25 protein-coding genes are annotated in these 20,562 nt (G+C 29.5%); 1 reads left to right on the top strand and 24 read right to left on the bottom strand.

The annotated features are described in order from the left end of the window. Positions 1–7 precede the first annotated feature (7 nt). The gene (gene ptsP, locus NGI68_RS06945) at positions 8–1,627 is read right to left on the bottom strand and encodes a phosphoenolpyruvate--protein phosphotransferase (protein ID WP_251860751.1); all 1,620 of its coding nucleotides are present in this window, start codon (positions 1,625–1,627) and stop codon (positions 8–10) included. 316 nt (positions 1,628–1,943) lie between these two features. On the opposite strand from ptsP, the gene NGI68_RS06940 reads away from it, so the two are divergent. Continuing rightward, on the top strand, positions 1,944–3,953 hold the full coding sequence (locus NGI68_RS06940; protein ID WP_251860750.1) for a sigma 54-interacting transcriptional regulator: 2,010 nt from the start codon (positions 1,944–1,946) through the stop codon (positions 3,951–3,953). A 263-nt stretch (positions 3,954–4,216) separates the two neighbouring features. Here the strand turns inward: NGI68_RS06940 and NGI68_RS06935 are convergent, their stop codons facing one another. The 23 genes from NGI68_RS06935 to rplO form a co-directional block, all read right to left on the bottom strand. Continuing rightward, positions 4,217–4,900, bottom strand: coding sequence for a tetratricopeptide repeat protein (locus NGI68_RS06935; protein WP_251860749.1), 684 nt, complete (start codon positions 4,898–4,900; stop codon positions 4,217–4,219). Between the two features lie 69 nt (positions 4,901–4,969). Further along, positions 4,970–5,518 (bottom strand): Fe-S-containing hydro-lyase, encoded by a 549-nt coding sequence (locus NGI68_RS06930; protein WP_251860748.1) that lies wholly within the window; start codon positions 5,516–5,518, stop codon positions 4,970–4,972. 99 nt (positions 5,519–5,617) lie between these two features. Further along, positions 5,618–6,460, bottom strand: a complete 843-nt coding sequence (locus NGI68_RS06925; RefSeq protein ID WP_251860747.1) for a fumarate hydratase — start codon at positions 6,458–6,460, stop codon at positions 5,618–5,620. Between the two features lie 138 nt (positions 6,461–6,598). Further along, on the bottom strand, positions 6,599–7,303 hold the full coding sequence (gene cwlD / locus NGI68_RS06920) for an N-acetylmuramoyl-L-alanine amidase CwlD (protein ID WP_251860746.1): 705 nt from the start codon (positions 7,301–7,303) through the stop codon (positions 6,599–6,601). A 260-nt stretch (positions 7,304–7,563) separates the two neighbouring features. Continuing rightward, positions 7,564–9,180: a Na/Pi cotransporter family protein gene (locus tag NGI68_RS06915; protein WP_251860745.1), complete on the bottom strand. Its 1,617-nt coding sequence runs from the start codon at positions 9,178–9,180 to the stop codon at positions 7,564–7,566. Between the two features lie 320 nt (positions 9,181–9,500). Continuing rightward, positions 9,501–9,893, bottom strand: coding sequence for a 30S ribosomal protein S9 (gene rpsI / locus NGI68_RS06910; RefSeq protein WP_251860744.1), 393 nt, complete (start codon positions 9,891–9,893; stop codon positions 9,501–9,503). Positions 9,894–9,919: 26 nt separating this feature from the next. Further along, a complete protein-coding gene (gene rplM, locus NGI68_RS06905; protein WP_251860743.1) occupies positions 9,920–10,354 on the bottom strand; it encodes a 50S ribosomal protein L13 in 435 nt (144 codons plus the stop codon). Between the two features lie 122 nt (positions 10,355–10,476). Beyond that, positions 10,477–11,217 carry a tRNA pseudouridine(38-40) synthase TruA gene (gene truA / locus NGI68_RS06900; protein WP_251860742.1) on the bottom strand — a complete coding sequence of 247 codons (741 nt, stop codon included), beginning with the start codon at positions 11,215–11,217 and terminating at the stop codon, positions 10,477–10,479. Then, positions 11,217–12,020, bottom strand: a complete 804-nt coding sequence (locus NGI68_RS06895; RefSeq protein ID WP_251860741.1) for an energy-coupling factor transporter transmembrane component T family protein — start codon at positions 12,018–12,020, stop codon at positions 11,217–11,219. The genes truA and NGI68_RS06895 overlap by 1 nt, the downstream gene beginning before the upstream one ends. Next, entirely contained in the window at positions 12,017–12,883 is an 867-nt protein-coding gene (locus tag NGI68_RS06890; RefSeq protein ID WP_251860740.1) for an energy-coupling factor transporter ATPase, read from the bottom strand. Before NGI68_RS06890 ends, NGI68_RS06895 begins: the two co-directional genes overlap by 4 nt. Beyond that, positions 12,868–13,716, bottom strand: coding sequence for an energy-coupling factor transporter ATPase (locus NGI68_RS06885; protein WP_251860739.1), 849 nt, complete (start codon positions 13,714–13,716; stop codon positions 12,868–12,870). Before NGI68_RS06885 ends, NGI68_RS06890 begins: the two co-directional genes overlap by 16 nt. Positions 13,717–13,806: 90 nt before the next feature. Beyond that, positions 13,807–14,148 (bottom strand): 50S ribosomal protein L17, encoded by a 342-nt coding sequence (gene rplQ / locus NGI68_RS06880; RefSeq protein ID WP_251860738.1) that lies wholly within the window; start codon positions 14,146–14,148, stop codon positions 13,807–13,809. Positions 14,149–14,191: 43 nt separating this feature from the next. Next, a complete protein-coding gene (locus NGI68_RS06875) occupies positions 14,192–15,139 on the bottom strand; it encodes a DNA-directed RNA polymerase subunit alpha (protein ID WP_251860737.1) in 948 nt (315 codons plus the stop codon). Between the two features lie 67 nt (positions 15,140–15,206). Further along, entirely contained in the window at positions 15,207–15,827 is a 621-nt protein-coding gene (gene rpsD / locus NGI68_RS06870) for a 30S ribosomal protein S4 (protein ID WP_251860736.1), read from the bottom strand. Positions 15,828–15,860: 33 nt separating this feature from the next. Beyond that, a complete protein-coding gene (gene rpsK, locus NGI68_RS06865) occupies positions 15,861–16,259 on the bottom strand; it encodes a 30S ribosomal protein S11 (protein ID WP_251860735.1) in 399 nt (132 codons plus the stop codon). A 17-nt stretch (positions 16,260–16,276) separates the two neighbouring features. After that, on the bottom strand, positions 16,277–16,648 hold the full coding sequence (gene rpsM, locus NGI68_RS06860) for a 30S ribosomal protein S13 (RefSeq protein WP_251860734.1): 372 nt from the start codon (positions 16,646–16,648) through the stop codon (positions 16,277–16,279). 108 nt (positions 16,649–16,756) lie between these two features. Next, the gene (gene rpmJ, locus NGI68_RS06855) at positions 16,757–16,870 is read right to left on the bottom strand and encodes a 50S ribosomal protein L36 (RefSeq protein ID WP_003373491.1); all 114 of its coding nucleotides are present in this window, start codon (positions 16,868–16,870) and stop codon (positions 16,757–16,759) included. Positions 16,871–16,886: 16 nt separating this feature from the next. Beyond that, complete coding sequence (gene infA / locus NGI68_RS06850; RefSeq protein WP_251860733.1) at positions 16,887–17,105, bottom strand: translation initiation factor IF-1; 219 nt, start codon at positions 17,103–17,105, stop codon at positions 16,887–16,889. 7 nt (positions 17,106–17,112) lie between these two features. Continuing rightward, complete coding sequence (locus NGI68_RS06845; RefSeq protein ID WP_251860833.1) at positions 17,113–17,394, bottom strand: KOW domain-containing RNA-binding protein; 282 nt, start codon at positions 17,392–17,394, stop codon at positions 17,113–17,115. A 14-nt stretch (positions 17,395–17,408) separates the two neighbouring features. After that, positions 17,409–18,158 (bottom strand): type I methionyl aminopeptidase, encoded by a 750-nt coding sequence (gene map / locus NGI68_RS06840; protein ID WP_251860732.1) that lies wholly within the window; start codon positions 18,156–18,158, stop codon positions 17,409–17,411. Further along, positions 18,158–18,808, bottom strand: a complete 651-nt coding sequence (locus tag NGI68_RS06835; RefSeq protein WP_251860731.1) for an adenylate kinase — start codon at positions 18,806–18,808, stop codon at positions 18,158–18,160. The genes map and NGI68_RS06835 overlap by 1 nt, the downstream gene beginning before the upstream one ends. A 23-nt stretch (positions 18,809–18,831) precedes the next feature. Beyond that, the gene (gene secY, locus NGI68_RS06830; protein ID WP_251860730.1) at positions 18,832–20,109 is read right to left on the bottom strand and encodes a preprotein translocase subunit SecY; all 1,278 of its coding nucleotides are present in this window, start codon (positions 20,107–20,109) and stop codon (positions 18,832–18,834) included. Continuing rightward, positions 20,110–20,550: a 50S ribosomal protein L15 gene (rplO, locus tag NGI68_RS06825; RefSeq protein ID WP_251860729.1), complete on the bottom strand. Its 441-nt coding sequence runs from the start codon at positions 20,548–20,550 to the stop codon at positions 20,110–20,112. Positions 20,551–20,562 lie beyond the last annotated feature (12 nt).

The following is a 20,562-nucleotide window of genomic DNA, read 5'->3' as shown; positions in this document are numbered from 1 at the left end:
CTTTTTATTAAGAATTCATTATTAATTTTTTTGCTGTTAATATAGAAGATGCACTCATAGAATACTCATCTAATCCATATTCTACAAGAGTTGCTATAGCAGTTTCATCTCCCGCCATTTCTCCGCACATTCCACACCATTTTCCTTCTTTGTGTGCTGCATCTATAGTCATTTTTATTAATCTTAATACTGCAGGATGCATTGGATTATAAAGATATGATATTTTTTCATTCATTCTATCTGCTGCTAATGTATATTGTATTAAATCATTAGTCCCTATACTAAAGAAATCTACATATTTAGCAAGTTCATCGGCACATACAGCAGCTGCTGGTATTTCTACCATTATACCTGTTTCTAAATTTTCATTAAATTCTTTTCCTTCTACTTTAAGTTCATCCATACATTCTTTTAATAATTCTTTAGCGGCCTTAAATTCTGATAAAGATGATATCATTGGAAACATTATTTTTAAATTTCCAAAAGCAGATGCTCTAAGTAATGCTCTTAATTGAACTTTAAATAATTCTGTTCTATCAAGACATAATCTTATAGCTCTATATCCTAAGAAAGGATTCATTTCTTCAGGCATTTGTAAATATGGTAGTTTTTTATCTCCACCTATATCTAAAGTTCTTATAACTACAGGTCTGCCATCCATTTTTTCTACTGCATATTTATAAGACTCAAATTGTTCATCTTCTGATGGCATATTGTCTCTATCCATATATAAAAATTCTGTTCTGAAAAGGCCTACCCCTTCTCCACCATTTTCTAACACTTGATGAACATCTTGAGGTTTTCCTATATTTCCACAAACTTCTACTGTTTTTCCTGCTTTAGTAATTGTTGCAACATTTATAAGTTTCTTTAATTCTTCCTTTTCTTTTAAGAAAGCTTTCTTTCTTTCTTCATATTTTTCTATAGTTTCTTCATCTGGGTTTATTATTACTGTTCCTTCTGATCCATCAACTATTACCACATCGCCATTTTTAACATATTCAGTTATATCTTTCATACCAACTATAGCTGGTATTTCTAAGGTTCTAGCCATTATAGCACTGTGAGAAGTTCTTCCACCTATATTAGTTAAAAAAGCTATTACTTTTTCTTTATCTAATTGAGCAGTATCAGATGGAGTTAAATCTTGGGCTACTATTATGGTGTCTTTATCTAAATCATCCATACTACCTGTTGATTTACCCATAAGATTTAACATTATTCTTTTACCTACGTCTTTTATATCTGCTCCTCTTTCTTTCATATATTCATCTTCCATTGAAGCAAATATAGCACTATACATGTCAATTACTTCATCAAGTGCTTTTTCTGAATTAACTTTATTAGATTCTATATTCATTTCTACAGCTCCAGCAAATTCTGGATCATCTAATAGCATAATATGGCTATCAAATACCGCTGCTTTTTCTTCTCCTACTTCTTTTTGAGCTTTTTCTTTTATTTTTTTAAGCTGTTCTCTAGTAGTGCTTAAGGAAGTTTTAAATCTTGCTTTTTCTTCCTCTACATTATCTATATTTTTTTCTACAACCTCTATATTTACATCTTCCTTAATAAAAACTTTTCCTATAGCATATCCCTTTGAAGCAGCTATCCCTTTTTTCATCATTTTTCCTCCTTAATAATAACCGATACATATAATTTTCTTATTTAAAATATAACCTTATAATAATTAATTAGCAAAAATCATGCCATAAAAATATATTTTTTTTGCATATTCTTCATAATTATTTTTAATATACTAATAATTATAGTATGCTCTTTTTTATATTTTTTAGATATTAATAAAAAAGCTGATACTTTTTATCAACTTAAAGTGGTATATATTTATTATACTCTATGGTGTATAATTATAGTAGTAAAGAATTGATATTTTTTATCATATTATAGTATTTTTTGATATTTTTTATCAAGGAGATGTTTTTATGTATAAAAATAATATAGTAGTTCCTATAACTAATGGTATACATACAAGAATCGCTGCTATGATAGTTCATAAGGCTACAGAAATAAAAAATAAATATGGTCTAGATCTCTATATAAAAAGAATGGACTCCAAAGAACCCTTAGCTATAAGTATGTTAGCTTTAATTTCTTTAAAAATAAAACAACATGAAATAATAGAAATATCTTGTAATAGCAATTCTTCTAAAGCTCAAAACGCAGTTTTAGAATTATGCAATTTTATTAATTATGATATATCTAAGGAAAATCCTGCTTCCAAATTAGATTATATCATAGAGGAGAATACTATAGCCTATGATCAGATATTTACTAATATACCTGTGGGGATATTAGTAATAGATAAGAATAATAAAATTACTATGGCCAATAATTATTCTTTAAAAATTATTGGTTCTTCCTTAGAAGATATACTAGGCAAAAATATTAAAGATATAATACCAAGCTCTGAATTACCTGATGTAGTTAAAAATCAATGCTATCATAAAGGTAAAACCCAGTATATGGGTAATAGAATATTAATAACTAACAGATCTCCTATATATTTTAATAATAAACTTCTAGGTGGCATAAGTGTATTTCAAGACGTTTCTGAACTAATCGGTATAAAAGAACTAAATGAAAAATTCAAAAAAATATTAGAATCTTCCCATGATTTAATTTGTTTCATAGACGAAGATGCGAAAATAGTATATGTTAATCCTTCATACCAAAAACATTTTTCTATAGATTATAAAGATATTATCGGTAAAGACATAAAGGAAGCCTCCCCAAATAATTTATTAATGGAAGTATTCACAACTAAGCAGTCAAAGGAAAATATAATATACAATAAAGATAATATAAATATTATCTCTACTATAGAACCTATTTTTATTGATAATGAATTTAAAGGGGTTATTTCTATATCTAAAACTGTAGATGAATTAAAGGATCTTACATTAAGACTAACAGAGTCTGAAGAAAAGCTTATGTATTATAAAAACGAATTGACTAGACATCTTCCTTTAAGTTCTTCTTTTAAATCTATAATAGGATGGAATAGCTCTTTAAAAGATTGCTTATCTATAGCAGAAAAAGCTTCTAAGTCAACATCTACTGTTCTTATTAGGGGAGAAAGTGGTACCGGTAAAGAGATAATAGCTAATGCTATACATGATAATAGTCCTAGAAAGAATAAGTCTTTTGTTAGAGTAAACTGCGCAGCCATACCAGAGAATCTTTTAGAAAGTGAGCTTTTTGGTTTTGAAAAAGGAGCTTTTACAGGAGCCATAAAAAAGAAACCTGGGAAATTTAACATTGCAGATGGTGGAACGATCTTTTTAGATGAAATAGGAGATTTGCCCATTTCTATGCAAGTAAAACTATTAAGAGTTCTTCAAGAAAAAGAATTTGAAAGTGTAGGCGGTATTAAAACTCAAAAGGTGGATGTTAGAATAATTGCTGCCACTAATAGAAATTTAGAAAATATGATTAAGGATAACACATTTAGAGAAGATCTATATTACAGACTAAACGTTTTAAATATCTCGTTACCACCTCTTCGCCATAGAAAGCAAGATATAAATCTTTTAGTAGAACATTTTATAAACAAGATTAATCCTAAACTTAACAAAAATATATTAGGTATAAATAAAGAAGCTCTTTTAAAACTACAGGAATATGACTGGCCTGGAAATATACGTGAACTAGAAAATATTGTTGAAAGAGCTATGAATATGTGTGATAAATCCATAATAACATTTAAGGATTTACCATTTTATATATCTAACAACGCTCTTGATGATAGCTATAATCTTAATATAAGCCAAGATAAACTAAAAACACTAGAAGAGTATGAAAAAGAAATAATTACTTTAGCAATGAAAAAATATAAAAGTTTTAATAAAGCAGGTAAAGCCTTGGGGATAACTCACAGAACTGTTTCGTTAAAATGTAAAAAATATAATATAACTCCGGAAATTTATAAATAATTCAACAATTATAAAAATTAAATTATTTATAAATAGATTTAATTTTAAAAGTGTAGCTATAAAAATATCCTTAATAAACTAATATATTGAGAAAATAAAATAGATTTAATTTTCACATGTTAAAATTAAATCTATTTTATTAAACTTTTATTATTTTATATTAAATAATAATTTTTTATAATATATGAATATAAATTCATTTATCATTTAAAATTTACAAATAAAAACCATAATAATATTATTTATGAATTTTGAGGATCTTACTATTTTATCAAATCCTTAAATTCTTTTGAATCTTTTACTGGATCAAAATCATCTTCATGCTTAGCTTCCTCTTTTACTCCTGGGGAAATGCGTATAGCCTTTTTCAAATTCTCAACTGTATTTTTTACATCTCCTTTTCTTCCATAAATACTTGCTTTACCATAATAGCTCCACTCATACTGCTCTATTTCCAACGCTTTATCGTACCATTTCAAAGATTCATCAAATTTTTCGTATAATTCATAAGCTAATGCTTTATTGAACCTAGCATATCCATAATTAGGATTTATATTTAGTGACTTGTCTATGTTTTTCATTCCCTGTTCAAAGTCCCCGCTATAACACAAAGTTATACCTTTTATGTTATATGCTTTATAAAAGTTTTTATCTTCTTTTATAACTTCATCTTCAATTTTTATAGCTTCTTTGTACTTTTTGTCAAAAAATAATTTTTTCCCTTTGTCGCATTTTTCCTCTATCTTTTTATGATTTTTATCTTCAGCTTCTAAATTTACAGAATTTTCCCTATTAATATTTACTTTGACATTGTTTTTAGATTGTTTTAAGTTACTACAATAAACACTAAATATAGCCACTACAGATAATACTATAAATATAATTACTTTAGTTTTTACTGAAAATTTACTCAAAAAAATCTTTCCAAATTTATTATCTTTTCTCATTATACTCTCCTCTATCATATAACTGAAAGGTAGATATCTATTATTATTAACTCTTAACTTTCTCTATTATTATAAACTTTTCAAATAATTTTCTACACCAGTTTCATATAGATTATTGCCTTTAGAATCTATTATAACAGTAACTGGGAAATCCTCTACTTCTAATTTTCTAATAGCTTCTGAATCTAAATCTTCATAAGCTATTACTTCTGATTTTTTTATACTTTTAGATATCAACGCTGCCGCTCCACCTATAGCTCCAAAATATACTGCCTTGTTTTTTACTATTGATTCTATAACTTCTTTAGATCTTTTACCTTTACCTATCATTCCTTTCAATCCTAAATCCAATAGTTTTGGAGCATATGTATCCATCCTATAACTTGTAGTTGGACCTGCTGCTCCTATTTCATCACTTGGCTTAGCAGGGGTAGGTCCTACATAATATATTATGGAATCTTTCACATCAAAAGGTAACGTATCCCCTTTTTCTAAAGCATTAAGTAATCTTTTATGTGCAGCATCTCTAGCTGTATATATTGTACCTGTAATTAAAATCATGTCTCCAGATTTTAAGTTTTTAATTTTATCCTCAGTTAATGGAGTATTTATTTTCATTAAATCCACCTTCTTTATATATCCTTTAATTATAATAAAAAAATTATATCTATTTACTTGAAAAATAATGTAGCCTATAATTTATCATGCCTATAAGCTTTATATTATTTGCTCTTTGTGCCTAGTAACATGGCAACTTATATTTACTGCTACAGGTAATCCTGCTATATGAGTTGGAAAAGTTTCTATATTAACTGCTAATGCGGTTGTCTTTCCTCCAAATCCTTGGGGTCCTATGCCTAAATCGTTAATGCTTTGTAGCAACTCATTTTCCAGATCTCTATAAAATTCATTTTCATTTCTCAAATCTACAGGTCTTAAAAGTGCCTTTTTAGACAAATATGCACATTTATCAAAAGTTCCTCCTATTCCTACTCCTACAACTATGGGTGGACATGGATTAGGTCCCGCTTCTTTAACCACGTCTAAAATAAATTTTTTTACTCCTTCTAATCCATCTGCTGGTTTCAACATAGCTATTTTACTCATATTTTCTGATCCAAATCCTTTTGGGGCCACAGTTACCTTTATTTTATCTCCTTGAACTATATTATAGTATATTATTGCCGGAGTATTATTTCTTGTATTTATTCTTTCTATGGGATCACTAACTACAGATTTTCTTAAATATCCTTCTTTATACCCTTGTGCTACCCCTTCATTAATAGCCTCTTGTAATAGTCCTTCAGTTATGTGAACATTTTGACCCATTTCAATAAATACACACGCCATACCAGTATCCTGACATAAAGGTATCTTTTCATCACCAGCTATGTATATATTTTTTTCTATAGATTCTAATACCTTATCAGCTATATCCCAAGTTTCTTCTTTCCTACATTGTGATATTTTATTATGAATGTCCTTAGGTAAATAATAATTAGCTTCTATGCATAAATTTTTTACTATCTCTTTTATGGTATTCACTGATATTTCCCTCATTTCATCCTCCAAAATACAATATTTTAAAACATATACTTATGAATATTATAGTTTAATTATATGTTTTTTTCTACATCAATTTACAGTAGCCCTTAAAAAGAGTTCATATATTTCCTTGGAAATATATGAACTCTTTTTTTATTTTTCATCATTAAAATAATCATCCACTGATTTTATTATAGCTTTTGATATTTTCTTTTGATACTCTATATCCTTTAATTTATCTAATTCTCTAGGATTAGATAAAAAACCACATTCTATAATTACTGAAGGCATATCGTCATTATTCCTCAATATTTTATAACTATTTTTTGCTGGTTTTTCTTTTCTTTCATTATTTTTATCTAATTCTTCTATTAAATTATTCTGTAATATATTGGCTAACTTTTTGCTATCCTCATTATTTGAGTACCATACTTGAGCTCCATAATATTGTGTCTGATCAAACATATTTAAATGTATACTCATAAACATATCGCACTTGCTAGTTTTCTTTATTTCACATCTTTTATTTAGATCCTCTATTTTCTTTTGCCTAATTTTCTTTCCTTTATCCTCTGAATACAGGCCTCTATCATCTTCTCGTGTCATTAAAACCTTATATCCTTTTTTTTGAAGCTCATCTCTTAGTATTTTACTTATATTTAAATTTATCTCTTTTTCTAAAGTGCCATCTTTAGCTACAGCTCCTCCATCCATTCCTCCATGTCCTGGGTCTATAAGAATAATTTTTTTATCCTCAATCTTATTTGAATTATTAAATACATTAATACTCATTATAAAACTAAAGCTCACAAGTATTATAATAGTTACTAATATCAATTTCTTATTATAAGTCTTCAAAGCTTCCTCCTTATATAATAATGCTTCATTTAATACTATGCTATATAATTAGGATTTATAATATAATTTCATATAGTTCTTATTGGAACCTTATAAAAATTAAATAAGTTATAGAGATAAACTATGAAGATATATCCTTAACTTAATTTCTTAATAATTTTATATAAATAAAAAACTCTGCATAACTAAGCAGAGTTTTTATAATATCAAATTTAAATTATTATTCTTAATATAATGTTTTCAATTAAATAATTAATATATTATCTATTTATAACAGTTTGTGCTATGTTAGTACAGTGATCTCCAACTCTTTCAAAGTTATTTATAATATCTAAAAATATAGCACTAGCATTGGCATTACAAGTTCCTTTATTCAATCTCTTTATATTAGTTTCTCTTAATTCAACTTCTAAACTATCGATTTTCTCTTCAATATACATAACACTCTGAGATCTTTCTACGTCATTATTTTCAAAACCTTCAATAGTTCTTGTTAAAGAATCCAATGTATAATTAAATAAGTGCTTTATATCATATATAGCGTCATCTGAAAATTTAATTCTTTTTTCTATTTTTTCGCTAGTTAAATCTATTATATTTTCCGCATGGTCTCCTATTCTTTCTATATCATTAACCACGTGGAACATAGAACCTACTAAATTTAATTGTTTGTCAGATAATTTTAAGTTATTTAACTTTACCAAATATGTAGTTATGCTTTTGTTTAGTATATTAATAAGCTTTTCGTTATCATACACTTTACTTACTAATTCTAAATCATTATTTGCAAATGCATCTATAGATAATTGCAAATTTTCTCTAGCCTTGTTAGCCATTCTTACAACTTCTTTTATAGTTTGATTAACAGCTATTGTAGGGTTTTCTAATAATCTTTCATCTATGTATTTAGGAGCCATTTTTTCATATGGATCACTACCTGGTATCATCTTATTAACAAATGCAACAATATATTTTATAAACCATATCTGTATAAATGTATTAATTAAGTTAAACGCTGTATGTGCATTAGCAATTTGTCTTGGTACTTGTCCCGGTGTTAAATTAGTAATTATTTTAACAAATGGAGTCAATGGAACTAAGATAAATGCAAATAGTACTGTTCCTATAACATTAAAGGTTAAGTGAAATAAAGCTGCTTTTCTTGCATTTTTGGACGCACCAATACTAGCTAATAATGCTGTTACACAAGTACCTATGTTATCCCCAAATAATATTGGTAACGCTGCTGATAGTGGAAGTACTCCATTACTTGACAAAGCTATCAATATACCTATAGTAGCAGAGGAACTTTGTACTATAGCTGTCATTCCCATACCTACAACTATTCCTAAAAATACATTATGTGATAGTGATAAAGCTAAACTTTTAAATGCTTCACTTTTACCTAATGGATACATAGCGTTTTTCATTATATCCATTCCCATAAACAATATACCAAAACCTAATATTATATTGCCTATCTCTTTGGTTCTTTTCTTCTTAGCAAATAAAACTATTGCAGTTCCTACTCCTACAAATAATGGAGCTGCTGCAGTAACATTAAAAGCAACCAATTGACCTGTAACAGTAGTACCTATATTAGCTCCCATTATTACTCCCGCTGCTTGTGTTAGAGTCATTAAACCTGCATTTACAAATCCAACAACCATAACCGTAGTGGCACTACTACTTTGAATTACTCCTGTTACTATTACTCCTGTTAATACCCCTTTTACAGGGTTAGAAGTTACTTTTTCAAAAAAAACCTTTACTTTCTCTCCTGCTACATTTTGCAATCCATCTCCCATTAAGTTCATGCCATAGATGAATAAACCTAACCCACCAATAAGACCTGTTAACATAGCAAATATATTCATATTTGTCCTCCTAATTTAAGTACTGTCATGCAATACTGTATTATTATTGTCATCCCATACTTTATTATTATAGTAGATATTAAGATAATTTAAAATAGTTTTAACATAGAATTAACATAGAAAACTTTTTCATATTTAAAGTTATATTTTTTAAAATTTTCACATTTGTCTCAATATTATTAAAATAAAGGTATATATTATATATACTTGAACCTTTGTTATTCTTGTAAAAATTGTATAATCAGAATCTTATTATGTTTAATAGAATTTTTAGCAATAAAAAAGGAAAGACAAATATAGTCTTTCCTTTTGATTCCATATTATCTTTTTGAGAATTGTGGAGATCTTCTTGCTTTCTTTAATCCGTATTTCTTTCTTTCTGTCATTCTTGAATCTCTTGTTAAGAAACCAGCTCTCTTTAATGATGGTTTCATGTTTTCATCAGCCTTTACAAGAGCTCTAGCTATACCATGTCTTACTGCTCCTGCTTGACCTGTAAATCCACCGCCGTGAACATTTACTAATACATCATACTTATCTTTTGTTTCTGTTAACACTAATGGTTGGTTAACTATCACTCTTAATGTTTCAATTGGGAAATAGTTTTCTATATCTCTATTGTTTACTATTACTTTTCCATCTCCAGCTACAAGTCTTACCCTTGCTACTGATTTTTTTCTTCTTCCAGTTCCAAAATACTGTACTTTAGCCATTTTTTTATCCTCCCTTCAGCCTACAATTAGTATCTTAATTCTAATACTTCTGGTTTTTGAGCTTCGTGATTGTGTTCTGCTCCTTTATAAACCTTTAATTTAGTTAACATCTTTCTTCCTAAAATTCCGCTTGGAAGCATTCTTCTAACTGCTTCTTGGAATACAAATTCAGGTTTCTTAGCTAATGCTTCTCTGTATGGTATTTCCTTTAATCCACCTGGATATAATGAATGATGTCTTAATAATTTTTGATCTAATTTTTTACCTGTTAAAACCACTTTGTCAGCATTTATAACTATTACGTTATCACCTGTATCAACATGTGGTGTATATGTAGGTTTATGTTTACCTCTTAATATTGATGCAACTTGACTAGCTACTCTTCCTAATGGCTTATCAGCAGCGTCAACTATATACCATTTTCTTTCAACTTCATGTGGTTTAGCTATATATGATTTCATCATTTTCCCTCCCTAACTATTTTCATAAAACGTTCTTCTATATAAAGATCCGGGGCTAGTGAATCTATTATACTATACAAACAAAGTTATTATAATACAATCTGCCCGGTGTGTCAATAGCATTAATAAAATACTTCCTTCAAACACAACCCAGATGAAGGTGCGCAGTGCCCTGCTTTTCTCCTATCTTTTGCTTCTATAACATACCTTATATATTCAGGTTCCCTTTTACCTAATCCAACCATTATTAATGTACCTACTATTATTCTTACCATATTGTAAAGAAAACCATCTCCTGTGATTGTAAACTTTATAAAGTCATCTTTTTTATCTATTTCAAAATTACTTATAGTTCTTACTGATGTCTTTACGCTACTTCCTTGGGTTCTAAAGGCAGAAAAATCATGTGTCCCTAAAATATATTTTGATGCTATTTTCATATTATCTATATTAAGTTTATCTCTGAAATGAAATACGTAATTTCTACCTATAGCTACAGGCTGAGCACTGTTTAAAATTGTATATTCATATGTTTTACCTTTACTACAATATCTAGAATTAAATTCCATATTTACTTCTTCTGAACTTAAAGCCACTATATCTGGTGGTAAATTATTATTAATCACCTTATATAAATTTTCAGATGGTATTTTAGTATTTGTAAAAAAATTACATATGTACCCTTTAGCATGAACCCCTGAATCTGTTCTACTAGATCCTATGACTTCTACTTTTTCTTTAGTTACATTACTTATAGCTTTTTCTAAAGTGCCTTGTAATGTAACAAATTTATCATTTTTTTGTTTTTGCCATCCACAGTAATTTGTTCCATCATACTCAATTTTTAATTTTATATTCTTCACTAAATCCACATCCTACTCCAAATGGATAGTATAACTAAAATAACTGTAAATGTTGTTGCTATAAAGTCTCTTGAAGAGAAAGAAAGTTCTTTCATTCTTGTTCTTCCTTGTCCTCCTCTATAGCATCTTGCTTCCATGGCCATAGCTAATTCATCTGCCCTTCTAAATGAACTTATAAAAAGTGGCACTAGTAAAGGGATTAAGTTCTTAGCTCTTTGTATTATATTTCCTGATTCAAAATCTGCTCCTCTAGCCATCTGTGCTTTCATAATTTTATCCGTTTCATCCATAAGGGTTGGTATAAATCTTAATGCTATAGTCATCATCATAGCCAGTTCATGAGCTGGCACTCCTATCTTTCTTAACGGGTTTAATAATTTTTCTATTCCATCTGTAAGCTCTATAGGAGATGTTGTTAATGTAAGTAATGATGTTCCTATTATTAAAAATACTAATCTTAACACCATAAAAATAGCTAATTTTAAGCCCTCTTTATATATGGTAATAAACTTCCATTTAAATATTAATGTACTTCCTGGTGTTAAAAATAAATTTAGAACAGCTGTTATTATAACTAATATAAGTATAGGTTTCAGTCCCTTATATATATATTTAAATTTTATGTGTGAAATTAGTATGGCAGTTAAAGTAAATAACACTACAAATATATAACCTTTAAAATTATTCACTAAGAAAAGGTCAATTATATATATAAGTGATATAATTATTTTAACTCTTGGATCTAACTTGTGCACAAAAGACTCTCCTGGTATGTATTGTCCTATTGTTATATCCTTTATCATTTAATAATTCCCTCATTTTTAAGTGATTTTAATAATTCTTTCTTAGCACCTTCTATAGTATAAATATCATCAGGCAGATTAAAACCTTTTTTCTTTAACTTTTGTACTAAATAGGTAACTTCTGGTGCTGCTAATCCTATACTTTCAAGGTCATCTATGTGTTTAAATACTTCATAAGGCTTCCCTTGCAATACGCATTTTCCTTTATCCATAACCAATATTTTATCTGCAAATTTAGCAACATCCTCCATACTATGTGAAACAAGAACTATGGTCATATTATATTCTTTTCTTAATGCTTGAACCTTACTATATATGTCATCTCTAGCTTTAGGATCTAACCCTGCTGTAGGTTCATCTAATATCAATACTCTAGGTTCCATAGCTACTACCCCTGCTATGGCTACTCTTCTCTTTTGTCCTCCACTTAATTCAAATGGAGATTTATCTTTATAAACTTCGTAGTCTAATCCTACTATATTCATTGCTCTTTTTACTCTATTTAAAGTTTCTTCTTGACTTAACCCTAAATTAATAGGTCCAAAAGCGATATCTTTTTCTATAGTTTCTTCAAACAGCTGATATTCAGGATATTGAAATACAAGTCCAACTTTTTTTCTTATAGAACTTAATTTAACTCCCTTATTAGCTATATTTATATCATCAATTATTATATTTCCAGATTTAGGTTTCAACAAACCATTTATATGCTGAATTAATGTGGACTTACCTGAACCAGTATGCCCAATCAAAGCAACAAATTCTCCATCTTCTATGTTTATATTTACATTATCTATTGCCTTTTTTTCAAAAGGTGTTCCTTCCATATATACATATGTTAAATTCTCTATTTTAATTGACATAATTCATCCACCATTTCATCTATAGTTAATATATCTGATGGTATTTTCACATTGTGTTGTCTCAAATAATAAGCTATTTCTGTCATTTGAGGTACATCTAGCCCTATTTTTTTCATCATTTCTACTTCTTTAAATATTTCTCTAGGTGTTCCTTCTTTTATTATTTTAGCAGAATCCATTACTATGACCTTATCTGCTTCTACTGCTTCCTCCATAAAATGAGTTATAAGAACTATTGTTATACCATATGTCTTATTTATTTCTTTTATTGTATTTATTACTTCTAATCTTCCTGAAGGATCTAACATAGCTGTAGGTTCATCAAATATAATACATTCTGGTCTCATAGCTAATACTCCAGCAATAGCTACTCTTTGTTTTTGTCCTCCAGATAGTAAATGTGGTGCATGGCGTCTATATTCATACATATTTACTCTTTTAAGTGATTCATCTACCCTAGTTCTTATTTCCTTTTGAGGAACTCCTAAATTTTCTGGTCCAAAAGCTACATCTTCTTCTACTATAGTAGCTACAATTTGATTATCCGGATTTTGAAAAACCATCCCTGCTCTATTTCTTATGTCCCATGTATTATTCAAATCTTTAGTATCTAAATTGTCAACATATACCTCTCCATCTGAAGGTATTAAAAGAGCGTTCATATGTTTAGCTACAGTTGATTTACCTGATCCATTTCTACCTAAAATAACTACAAAATCACCTTTTTTTATAGTTAAATTAACATTATCTAATGCAATTTTATTAGTATTTTCATCTTCTTTATTGGATTCATACCTATATGTAACATTATTACATCTAATCATTTTATTCATACTAAACACCTCAAATATGAAGCTATAAATTAAAGTTTGTATTATAGCAAAATGGGGACTAAGTTAATTTTATACTTAATCCCCAAACAATTATACTAATTCCAGTATAACTACTTCAGCTCCGTCGCCTCTTCTTGGGCCAACTTTATATATTCTTGTGTATCCACCATTTCTTTCAGCGTATTTAGGACCTACTTCGTCAAATAGTCTTTTTACTACTGCTTCTTCTGTTACAAAAGAAAGTACTTGTCTTCTCGCATGAAGATCTCCTCTCTTTGCAAGAGTTATCATTTTTTCAGCGATACTTCTAGTTTCTTTTGCTCTAGTTTCTGTAGTTTCTATTTTACCATGCTTTAAAAAACTAGTCACAAGATTTCTTAGCATTGCTTTACGTTGATCAGTTGGACGACCTAATTTACGATATCCTGCCATCTCTACTATACCTCCTTACCTTAAACTGCCTATATTAACTTTACTAATCTTCACTTTTTCTTAGACCTAATCCCAAAGCTTCTAGCTTTTGTTCCACTTCTTCTAAGGATTTCTTACCTAGATTTCTAACCTTCATCATGTCATCCATGCTTCTCTCACATAGTTCTTGAACTGTGTTTATTCCAGCTCTCTTTAAGCAGTTATAACTTCTTACTGAAAGATCCAATTCTTCAATTGTCATTTCTAGAACTTTTTCTTTCTTATCTTCCTCTTTTTCAACCATGATTTCCATATCATCTGCATGGTCAGTTAAAGTCATAAATAACTTAAAGTGCTCTATAAGAATTTTGGCTGATAGACTTACAGCTTCTTCTGGTCTTATAGTACCATTTGTCCAAACTTCTATGGTCAATTTATCATAGTCTGTTATTTGACCAACTCTAGTATTTTCAACTGAAAAGTTAATCCTCTTAACAGGTGTATAAATTGAATCTACAGCTATACTCCCTATTGGCATATCCTTAGTTTTGTTCTTATTTTGAGTTACATAGCCCCTACCCCGATTAACGTTGATTTCCATATACATCTTACCATTTTCGTCAAGGGTCGCTATATGTAAATCTTTGTTTATTACTTCAACATCTCCGTCTGTTTTGATATCAGCTGCAGTAACTTCTTTAGGTCCAACTTCATCTATATATATAGTCTTTGGACCTTCTCCATTCATAGTAAGTGCTAAACATTTAATGTTAAGAATTAATTCTGTAACATCTTCTTTCGCACCTTGTACTGTTGAAAATTCATGAAGAACATTATCAATTTTTATATGGTCTGCGGCAACTCCAGGTAATGATGATAAAAGTATTCTTCTCAAAGCATTACCAAGAGTTATTCCATAACCTCTTTCTAATGGTTCAATTACAAATTTAGCATAAGAACCATCTTCAGTATTTTCAACACATTCTATTTTTGGCTTTTCTATTTCTAACATTTTTAACCCTCCTCATTTAATAATATTTATACTTTTTGAGGGCAACTGATCTAAATAAAATTATTTATTATTTACTGTATAACTCAACTATTAATGTTTCGTTAACAGGTACATCTATATCTTCTCTAGCTGGTTGTCTTTCTACTTTTCCTTCAAATCCTTCTACATTTCCTGATAACCATACAGGCAATGTTTTTGGATTTTCTGCAAAAGTTTTGAATTTTTCTGTAGCTTTGCTCTTATCGCATACAGTTATAACATCATTAACAGAAACTTGGTATGATGGTATATCTACCTTTTTACCGTTAACTAAGAAATGTCCATGAGTAACTAATTGTCTAGCTTCTGTTCTTGAGTTACCATATCCTAGTCTATATACTACGTTATCTAATCTCATTTCTAAAAGTCTTAACAAATTTTCACCTGTTATTCCTTTTTTAGTATCAGCTATTTCATAATATCCTCTAAATTGACGTTCTAAGATACCATAAATTCTTTTAGCTTTTTGTTTTTCTCTTAATTGTAATCCATAGTTAGATACTTTTTTTCTACTTTGACCGTGTTGTCCCGGCGCATATCCTCTTCTAGCGAATGCGCATTTATCTGTAAAACATCTATCTCCTTTAAGAAATAGTTTTAATCCTTCTCTTCTGCAAAGTCTGCAAGTTGCTCCAGTATATCTAGCCATTAAAGTTACACCTCCTATTACTATATTATATTACTATACTCTTCTTCTCTTTGGTGGTCTACAACCATTATGTGGTATTGGAGTTACATCTTTTATTAAAGTAACTTCTAGACCTGCTGCTTGTAAAGATCTTATAGCAGCTTCTCTTCCTGAGCCCGGTCCTTTTACATAAACTTCTATGCTTTTTAAACCATGTTCCATAGCTGCTTTAGCTGCTGTTTCTGCAGCCATTTGAGCTGCGAATGGTGTGCTTTTTCTTGAACCTCTAAAACCTAATCCACCTGCACTTGCCCAAGATAAAGTATTACCAACGCTGTCAGTAATTGTAACTATTGAATTGTTGAAAGTTGATTTTATATGTGCACAACCGTGTTCAACATTTTTTCTCTCTTTTTTTCTTCTGCTTCTTTTACCTTTAATTCCTGCTGCCATGTTTTTCCCTCCTTACTTTATTTTTTCTTCTTTCCACCTATAGCTCTCTTTGGACCTTTTCTTGTTCTAGCGTTAGTTTTAGTCTTTTGACCTCTAACTGGAAGATTTCTTCTATGTCTTATTCCTCTGTAAGATCCAATTTCAACTAATCTCTTTATGTTAAGTTTGATTTCTCTTCTTAAGTCACCTTCAACTTTTACGCTTTTATTAACGTAATCTCTGATTGCATTAACTTCTTCTTCTGATAAGTCTTTAACTCTTGTATCTGGATTTACTCCAGTAGCTTTTAATATTTCTTGAGAAGTTGGTAAGCCAATTCCGTATATATATGTTAGACCGATCTCTACTCTTTTTTCTTTTGGTAGGTCTATACCTGAAATTCTTGCCATTAAAGTTTACACCTCCTGAATACCTACTTATTTAATTTATATTTATATTAAAGTTTTAGGCCAATGATATATTGTTATACCATAGTCAGCCGCTCCCAAAACCATTTATTAGCCTTGTTTTTGCTTATGCTTAGGATTTTCACAAATAACCATTACTCTACCTTTTCTTTTTATAACCTTGCATTTTTCGCATATAGGTTTAACTGATGGTCTTACTTTCATCAATAACCCCTCCTTATTATTTGGCTCTCCAGGTTATTCTTCCTCTTGTTAAATCGTATGGAGAAAGTTCTACAGTTACTTTATCACCTGGTAAAATTTTTATGAAATTCATTCTTAATTTTCCTGATATATGTGCAATTATTTTATGACCGCTTTCTAATTCTACTTCAAACATAGCATTAGGTAGAGATTCTAAAACAGTACCTTGCATTTCTATTACATCATCTTTTGACATAAGGTATTCAAACCTCCTTATTAACTTGATGAGACTGTATAATTTTTTTTATTACAGAATTTTTGATGTTGTCACCTGTTGCCTTTAGATTTACTATATCTTCACAAATAATATTGGTAAATATCAAATGTTTAATTTTTTTCTTCTTGGGCTTATCTAAAGAATGAATATCTCCATCACAAATGTATACATAATTTTCATCTAGTACATCTATTATAATGAAACTATTATCTTTATCCCTACCCGCTTTTGATAAAACTAATCTACCAATCTGGCACTCTTTAGCCAATATATTCACCTCTATTAAATCAAAGTGGTTATTTTAGGTCCATCATCTAGTATAGCCACAGTATTTTCATAATGAGCAGATAAACTACCATCTACAGTAACTACAGTCCACTTATTAGGTTGAACTTTTACGTTGAAGTCCCCTATATTAACCATAGGTTCAATAGCTAAACACATTCCTTTTGATAATTTAGGTCCCCTTCCTGGTCTACCAAAGTTAGGTACTTCCGGATCTTCGTGCATATCTTTTCCTATACCATGCCCCACATAATCTCTTACAACAGAGAATCCATAACTTTCAACATATTGTTGGATAGCTGCAGATATATCAGTTAATCTATTGCCAACTTTAGCTTTTTCTATACCTTTAAAAAAACTATTTTTTGTGACTTCTATTAGTTTAGCAGCTTCTTCTGATACATTTCCTACTGGAAATGTTCTAGCTGCATCACCCTGATATCCATTTAAAACAGCCCCACAATCTATACTTATTATGTCTCCTTCATTTAAGATTATATCTTTACTTGGTATTCCATGAACTACTTCATTATTTACAGATGCACATATAGATGCTGGAAAACCATAATATCCTTTAAAAGATGGCTTAGCATTTTTGCTTAATATAATATCTTCTGCAATCTTATCTAAATATCCAGTACTTACACCTGGTTTTATATGTTTTTCTAAAGTTTCCAAGGCCTCAGCAACAACTCTACCTGCTTTTACCATATATTCTATTTCAGAATCGGTTTTTATTGTTATCATTATTTATCTCTCCCCAAGATATTTGAAATATTTCCAAATACCTTATCAATTGATTCAGTCCCATTAATCTCTGAGATTATACCATTGTCTTTATAATAATTTATAAGCGGATAAGTTTGTTTGCTGTAAACTTCTAATCTTTCTTTTACTGTTGCTTCTGTATCATCTTTCCTTTGAATTAACTCATTATCACATATATCACATTTTCCTTCTACTTTAGGAGGATTAAATCTTATATGATAACTTGCACCACAAGATGTACAAACTCTTCTACCAGTCATTCTTTCCAAGATAAATTCTTCAGGCATCTTAATTAATAATGCCACATCTAAATCTTTATTTATTCCCTTTAAAAATTCATCTAAAGCTTCTGCTTGAGCAACTGTTCTTGGAAAACCATCTAAAAGGAAACCATTATCACAATCATCTTTTGTTAGTCTATCTTTAACTATCCCTATAGTTACCTTGTCTGGCACTAATTGACCATTATCTATATATTTCTTTGCTTCTATTCCTAAAGGAGTTTTCTCCTTTATATTTGCTCTAAATATATCGCCTGTTGATATATGCGGAATAGAGAATTTTTCACTTATTAATTTTGCTTGAGTTCCTTTACCTGCTCCTGGAGGACCTAACAAAATTACACGCATCCATAATCATCTCCAAAACATTTTTATTTTAAGAAACCTTGATAGTGACGCATAACTAATTGAGATTCCATTTGTCTTATAGTATCTAATGCAAATCCAACCATGATAAGCATACTTGTTCCTCCAAAGGATATACCTTGGAACTTACTATATGTTGCCATAATTATTGGGAATATTGCTATAATAGCTGCAAAAGTTCCACCAATTATAGAGCTTTTTGTTATTACTCTTTCTATATATTCTGCTGTAGGCTCTCCTGGTCTTATTCCTGGTATAAATCCAGATGACTTATGCATATTTTCTGCCATTTCATCTGGTTTAAAAGTTACCACTGTATAAAACCAAGTAAAAAACACTGTTAGTACAAAATACAATATAATATAAGCAATACTTTTATCTCTAAAAGGACTAAATTTATTTAAAGTAATAAATTTATAAAAAGCTGATTCTGGCCAAAATTGACCAATAGTAAGTGGAAATTGCATTACTGATATAGCAAATATAATACCTATAACGGCAGAAGAATTAACATTTATTGGTATGTGTGTAGATTGCCCTTTATAAATCTTATTTCCTACTGCTTTTCCAGCATATTGTACAGGTATTCTTCTTTCTCCTAAATTCATTATTACAACTAATAAGAATAATGCTAAAGCTATTACTATAAACATTATAACTTCCACAAAGTTTACTGTTTCAGCCTTTTGAAGTCCAGCTATACTATATATAGTTGATGGAAATCTAGACACTATGTTAACAAATATTATTAGTGATATTCCATTACCTATACCTTTTTCTGTTATTTTATCACCGAACCACATTAAAAAGGTTGATGCAGTAGTTAATGTTATTATAATTATGAATAAATCTAACTTTGATCCATCTCTAAGTGCTCCAGCACGACCAATTATAGCATATGTACTGAATGCTTGAATAACACCAAGTATAACTGCACCATATCTAGTATATTGCTGAATTTTTTTTCTTCCTTCTTCCCCTTCTTTTGAAAGACTTTCTAAAGAAGGTATTGCAATTGTAAGTAATTGCATTATTATTGAGGAGTTAATATACGGCACAACGCCCATAGCAAATATACTAAATCTACTAAAAGCTCCCCCTGATATTAAATCATAGAATCCAAATAATGATCCATTTTGTGTCAGGTTAGCTAATTTAGAAGTATCAATCCCAGGAACTGGGATGTAGTTTCCCATCCTGAAAATTGCTATCATAAATAAAGTAAAAATCAATCTTTTTCTTAAATCGGCAACTTTCCAAGCATTACGTAGGGTTGATAGCATTTATATCACCTCAACTTTTCCTCCTGCTGCTTCTATCTTTTCAATAGCTGATTTAGAGAATTTTGCTGCTTTAACAGTTAATTTTTTTTCTATGTTTCCATTTCCTAAAATCTTAACTCCGTCTTTAACTTTTTTTACTACTCTTTTTTCAACTAAAAGTTCTGGTGTTACAACTGTTCCATCTTCAAAGCAATTTAATCTATCAAGATTTATTGCTGCATATTCTTTAGCAAATATATTTTTGAAACCTCTTTTAGGAAGTCTTCTATATAAAGGCATTTGACCACCTTCGAAGCCTGGTCTTACTCCACCACCACTTCTAGAATTTTGTCCGTTTTGACCTCTTGCACTTGTTTTGCCTAGTCCAGAACCTGTTCCTCTACCTACTCTTTTTGATGCTTTACTTGCACCTTCAGCTGCTTTTAATTCGTGAAGTTTCATATAATTACACCT

It is taken from the genome of Clostridium sp. Marseille-Q2269, from assembly GCF_943736985.1.
In the GTDB taxonomy this organism is placed as follows: domain Bacteria; phylum Bacillota; class Clostridia; order Clostridiales; family Clostridiaceae; genus Clostridium_F.
This window is presented reverse-complemented; position numbering and strand designations above follow the sequence as displayed.

What these genes read in the sequence shown, in the direction of transcription:
- rpsI (WP_251860744.1), bottom strand. Translation starts at nt 9,893, where the DNA reads ATGGCTAAAGTACAGTATTTTGGAACTGGAAGAAGAAAAAAATCAGTA.
- NGI68_RS06875 (WP_251860737.1), bottom strand. Translation starts at nt 15,139, where the DNA reads ATGTTAGAAATAGAAAAGCCAAAAATAGAATGTGTTGAAAATACTGAA.
- rplM (WP_251860743.1), bottom strand. Translation starts at nt 10,354, where the DNA reads ATGAAATCATATATAGCTAAACCACATGAAGTTGAAAGAAAATGGTAT.
- rpsK (WP_251860735.1), bottom strand. Translation starts at nt 16,259, where the DNA reads ATGGCAGCAGGAATTAAAGGTAAAAGAAGCAGAAGAAAAAAAGAGAGA.
- NGI68_RS06935 (WP_251860749.1), bottom strand. Translation starts at nt 4,900, where the DNA reads ATGAGAAAAGATAATAAATTTGGAAAGATTTTTTTGAGTAAATTTTCA.
- NGI68_RS06925 (WP_251860747.1), bottom strand. Translation starts at nt 6,460, where the DNA reads ATGAGGGAAATATCAGTGAATACCATAAAAGAGATAGTAAAAAATTTA.
- map (WP_251860732.1), bottom strand. Translation starts at nt 18,158, where the DNA reads ATGATAACAATAAAAACCGATTCTGAAATAGAATATATGGTAAAAGCA.
- ptsP (WP_251860751.1), bottom strand. Translation starts at nt 1,627, where the DNA reads ATGATGAAAAAAGGGATAGCTGCTTCAAAGGGATATGCTATAGGAAAA.
- NGI68_RS06895 (WP_251860741.1), bottom strand. Translation starts at nt 12,020, where the DNA reads ATGATAAAGGATATAACAATAGGACAATACATACCAGGAGAGTCTTTT.
- rpmJ (WP_003373491.1), bottom strand. Translation starts at nt 16,870, where the DNA reads ATGAAAGTAAGACCATCAGTTAAACCTATATGCGAAAAATGCAAGGTT.
- NGI68_RS06835 (WP_251860731.1), bottom strand. Translation starts at nt 18,808, where the DNA reads ATGCGTGTAATTTTGTTAGGTCCTCCAGGAGCAGGTAAAGGAACTCAA.
- NGI68_RS06915 (WP_251860745.1), bottom strand. Translation starts at nt 9,180, where the DNA reads ATGAATATATTTGCTATGTTAACAGGTCTTATTGGTGGGTTAGGTTTA.
- secY (WP_251860730.1), bottom strand. Translation starts at nt 20,109, where the DNA reads ATGCTATCAACCCTACGTAATGCTTGGAAAGTTGCCGATTTAAGAAAA.
- NGI68_RS06890 (WP_251860740.1), bottom strand. Translation starts at nt 12,883, where the DNA reads ATGTCAATTAAAATAGAGAATTTAACATATGTATATATGGAAGGAACA.
- rpsD (WP_251860736.1), bottom strand. Translation starts at nt 15,827, where the DNA reads ATGGCTAGATATACTGGAGCAACTTGCAGACTTTGCAGAAGAGAAGGA.
- rplQ (WP_251860738.1), bottom strand. Translation starts at nt 14,148, where the DNA reads ATGGCAGGATATCGTAAATTAGGTCGTCCAACTGATCAACGTAAAGCA.
- NGI68_RS06940 (WP_251860750.1), top strand. Translation starts at nt 1,944, where the DNA reads ATGTATAAAAATAATATAGTAGTTCCTATAACTAATGGTATACATACA.
- NGI68_RS06930 (WP_251860748.1), bottom strand. Translation starts at nt 5,518, where the DNA reads ATGAAAATAAATACTCCATTAACTGAGGATAAAATTAAAAACTTAAAA.
- NGI68_RS06885 (WP_251860739.1), bottom strand. Translation starts at nt 13,716, where the DNA reads ATGAATAAAATGATTAGATGTAATAATGTTACATATAGGTATGAATCC.
- rpsM (WP_251860734.1), bottom strand. Translation starts at nt 16,648, where the DNA reads ATGGCAAGAATTTCAGGTATAGACCTACCAAAAGAAAAAAGAGTAGAG.
- infA (WP_251860733.1), bottom strand. Translation starts at nt 17,105, where the DNA reads ATGTCAAAAGATGATGTAATAGAAATGCAAGGTACTGTTTTAGAATCT.
- rplO (WP_251860729.1), bottom strand. Translation starts at nt 20,550, where the DNA reads ATGAAACTTCACGAATTAAAAGCAGCTGAAGGTGCAAGTAAAGCATCA.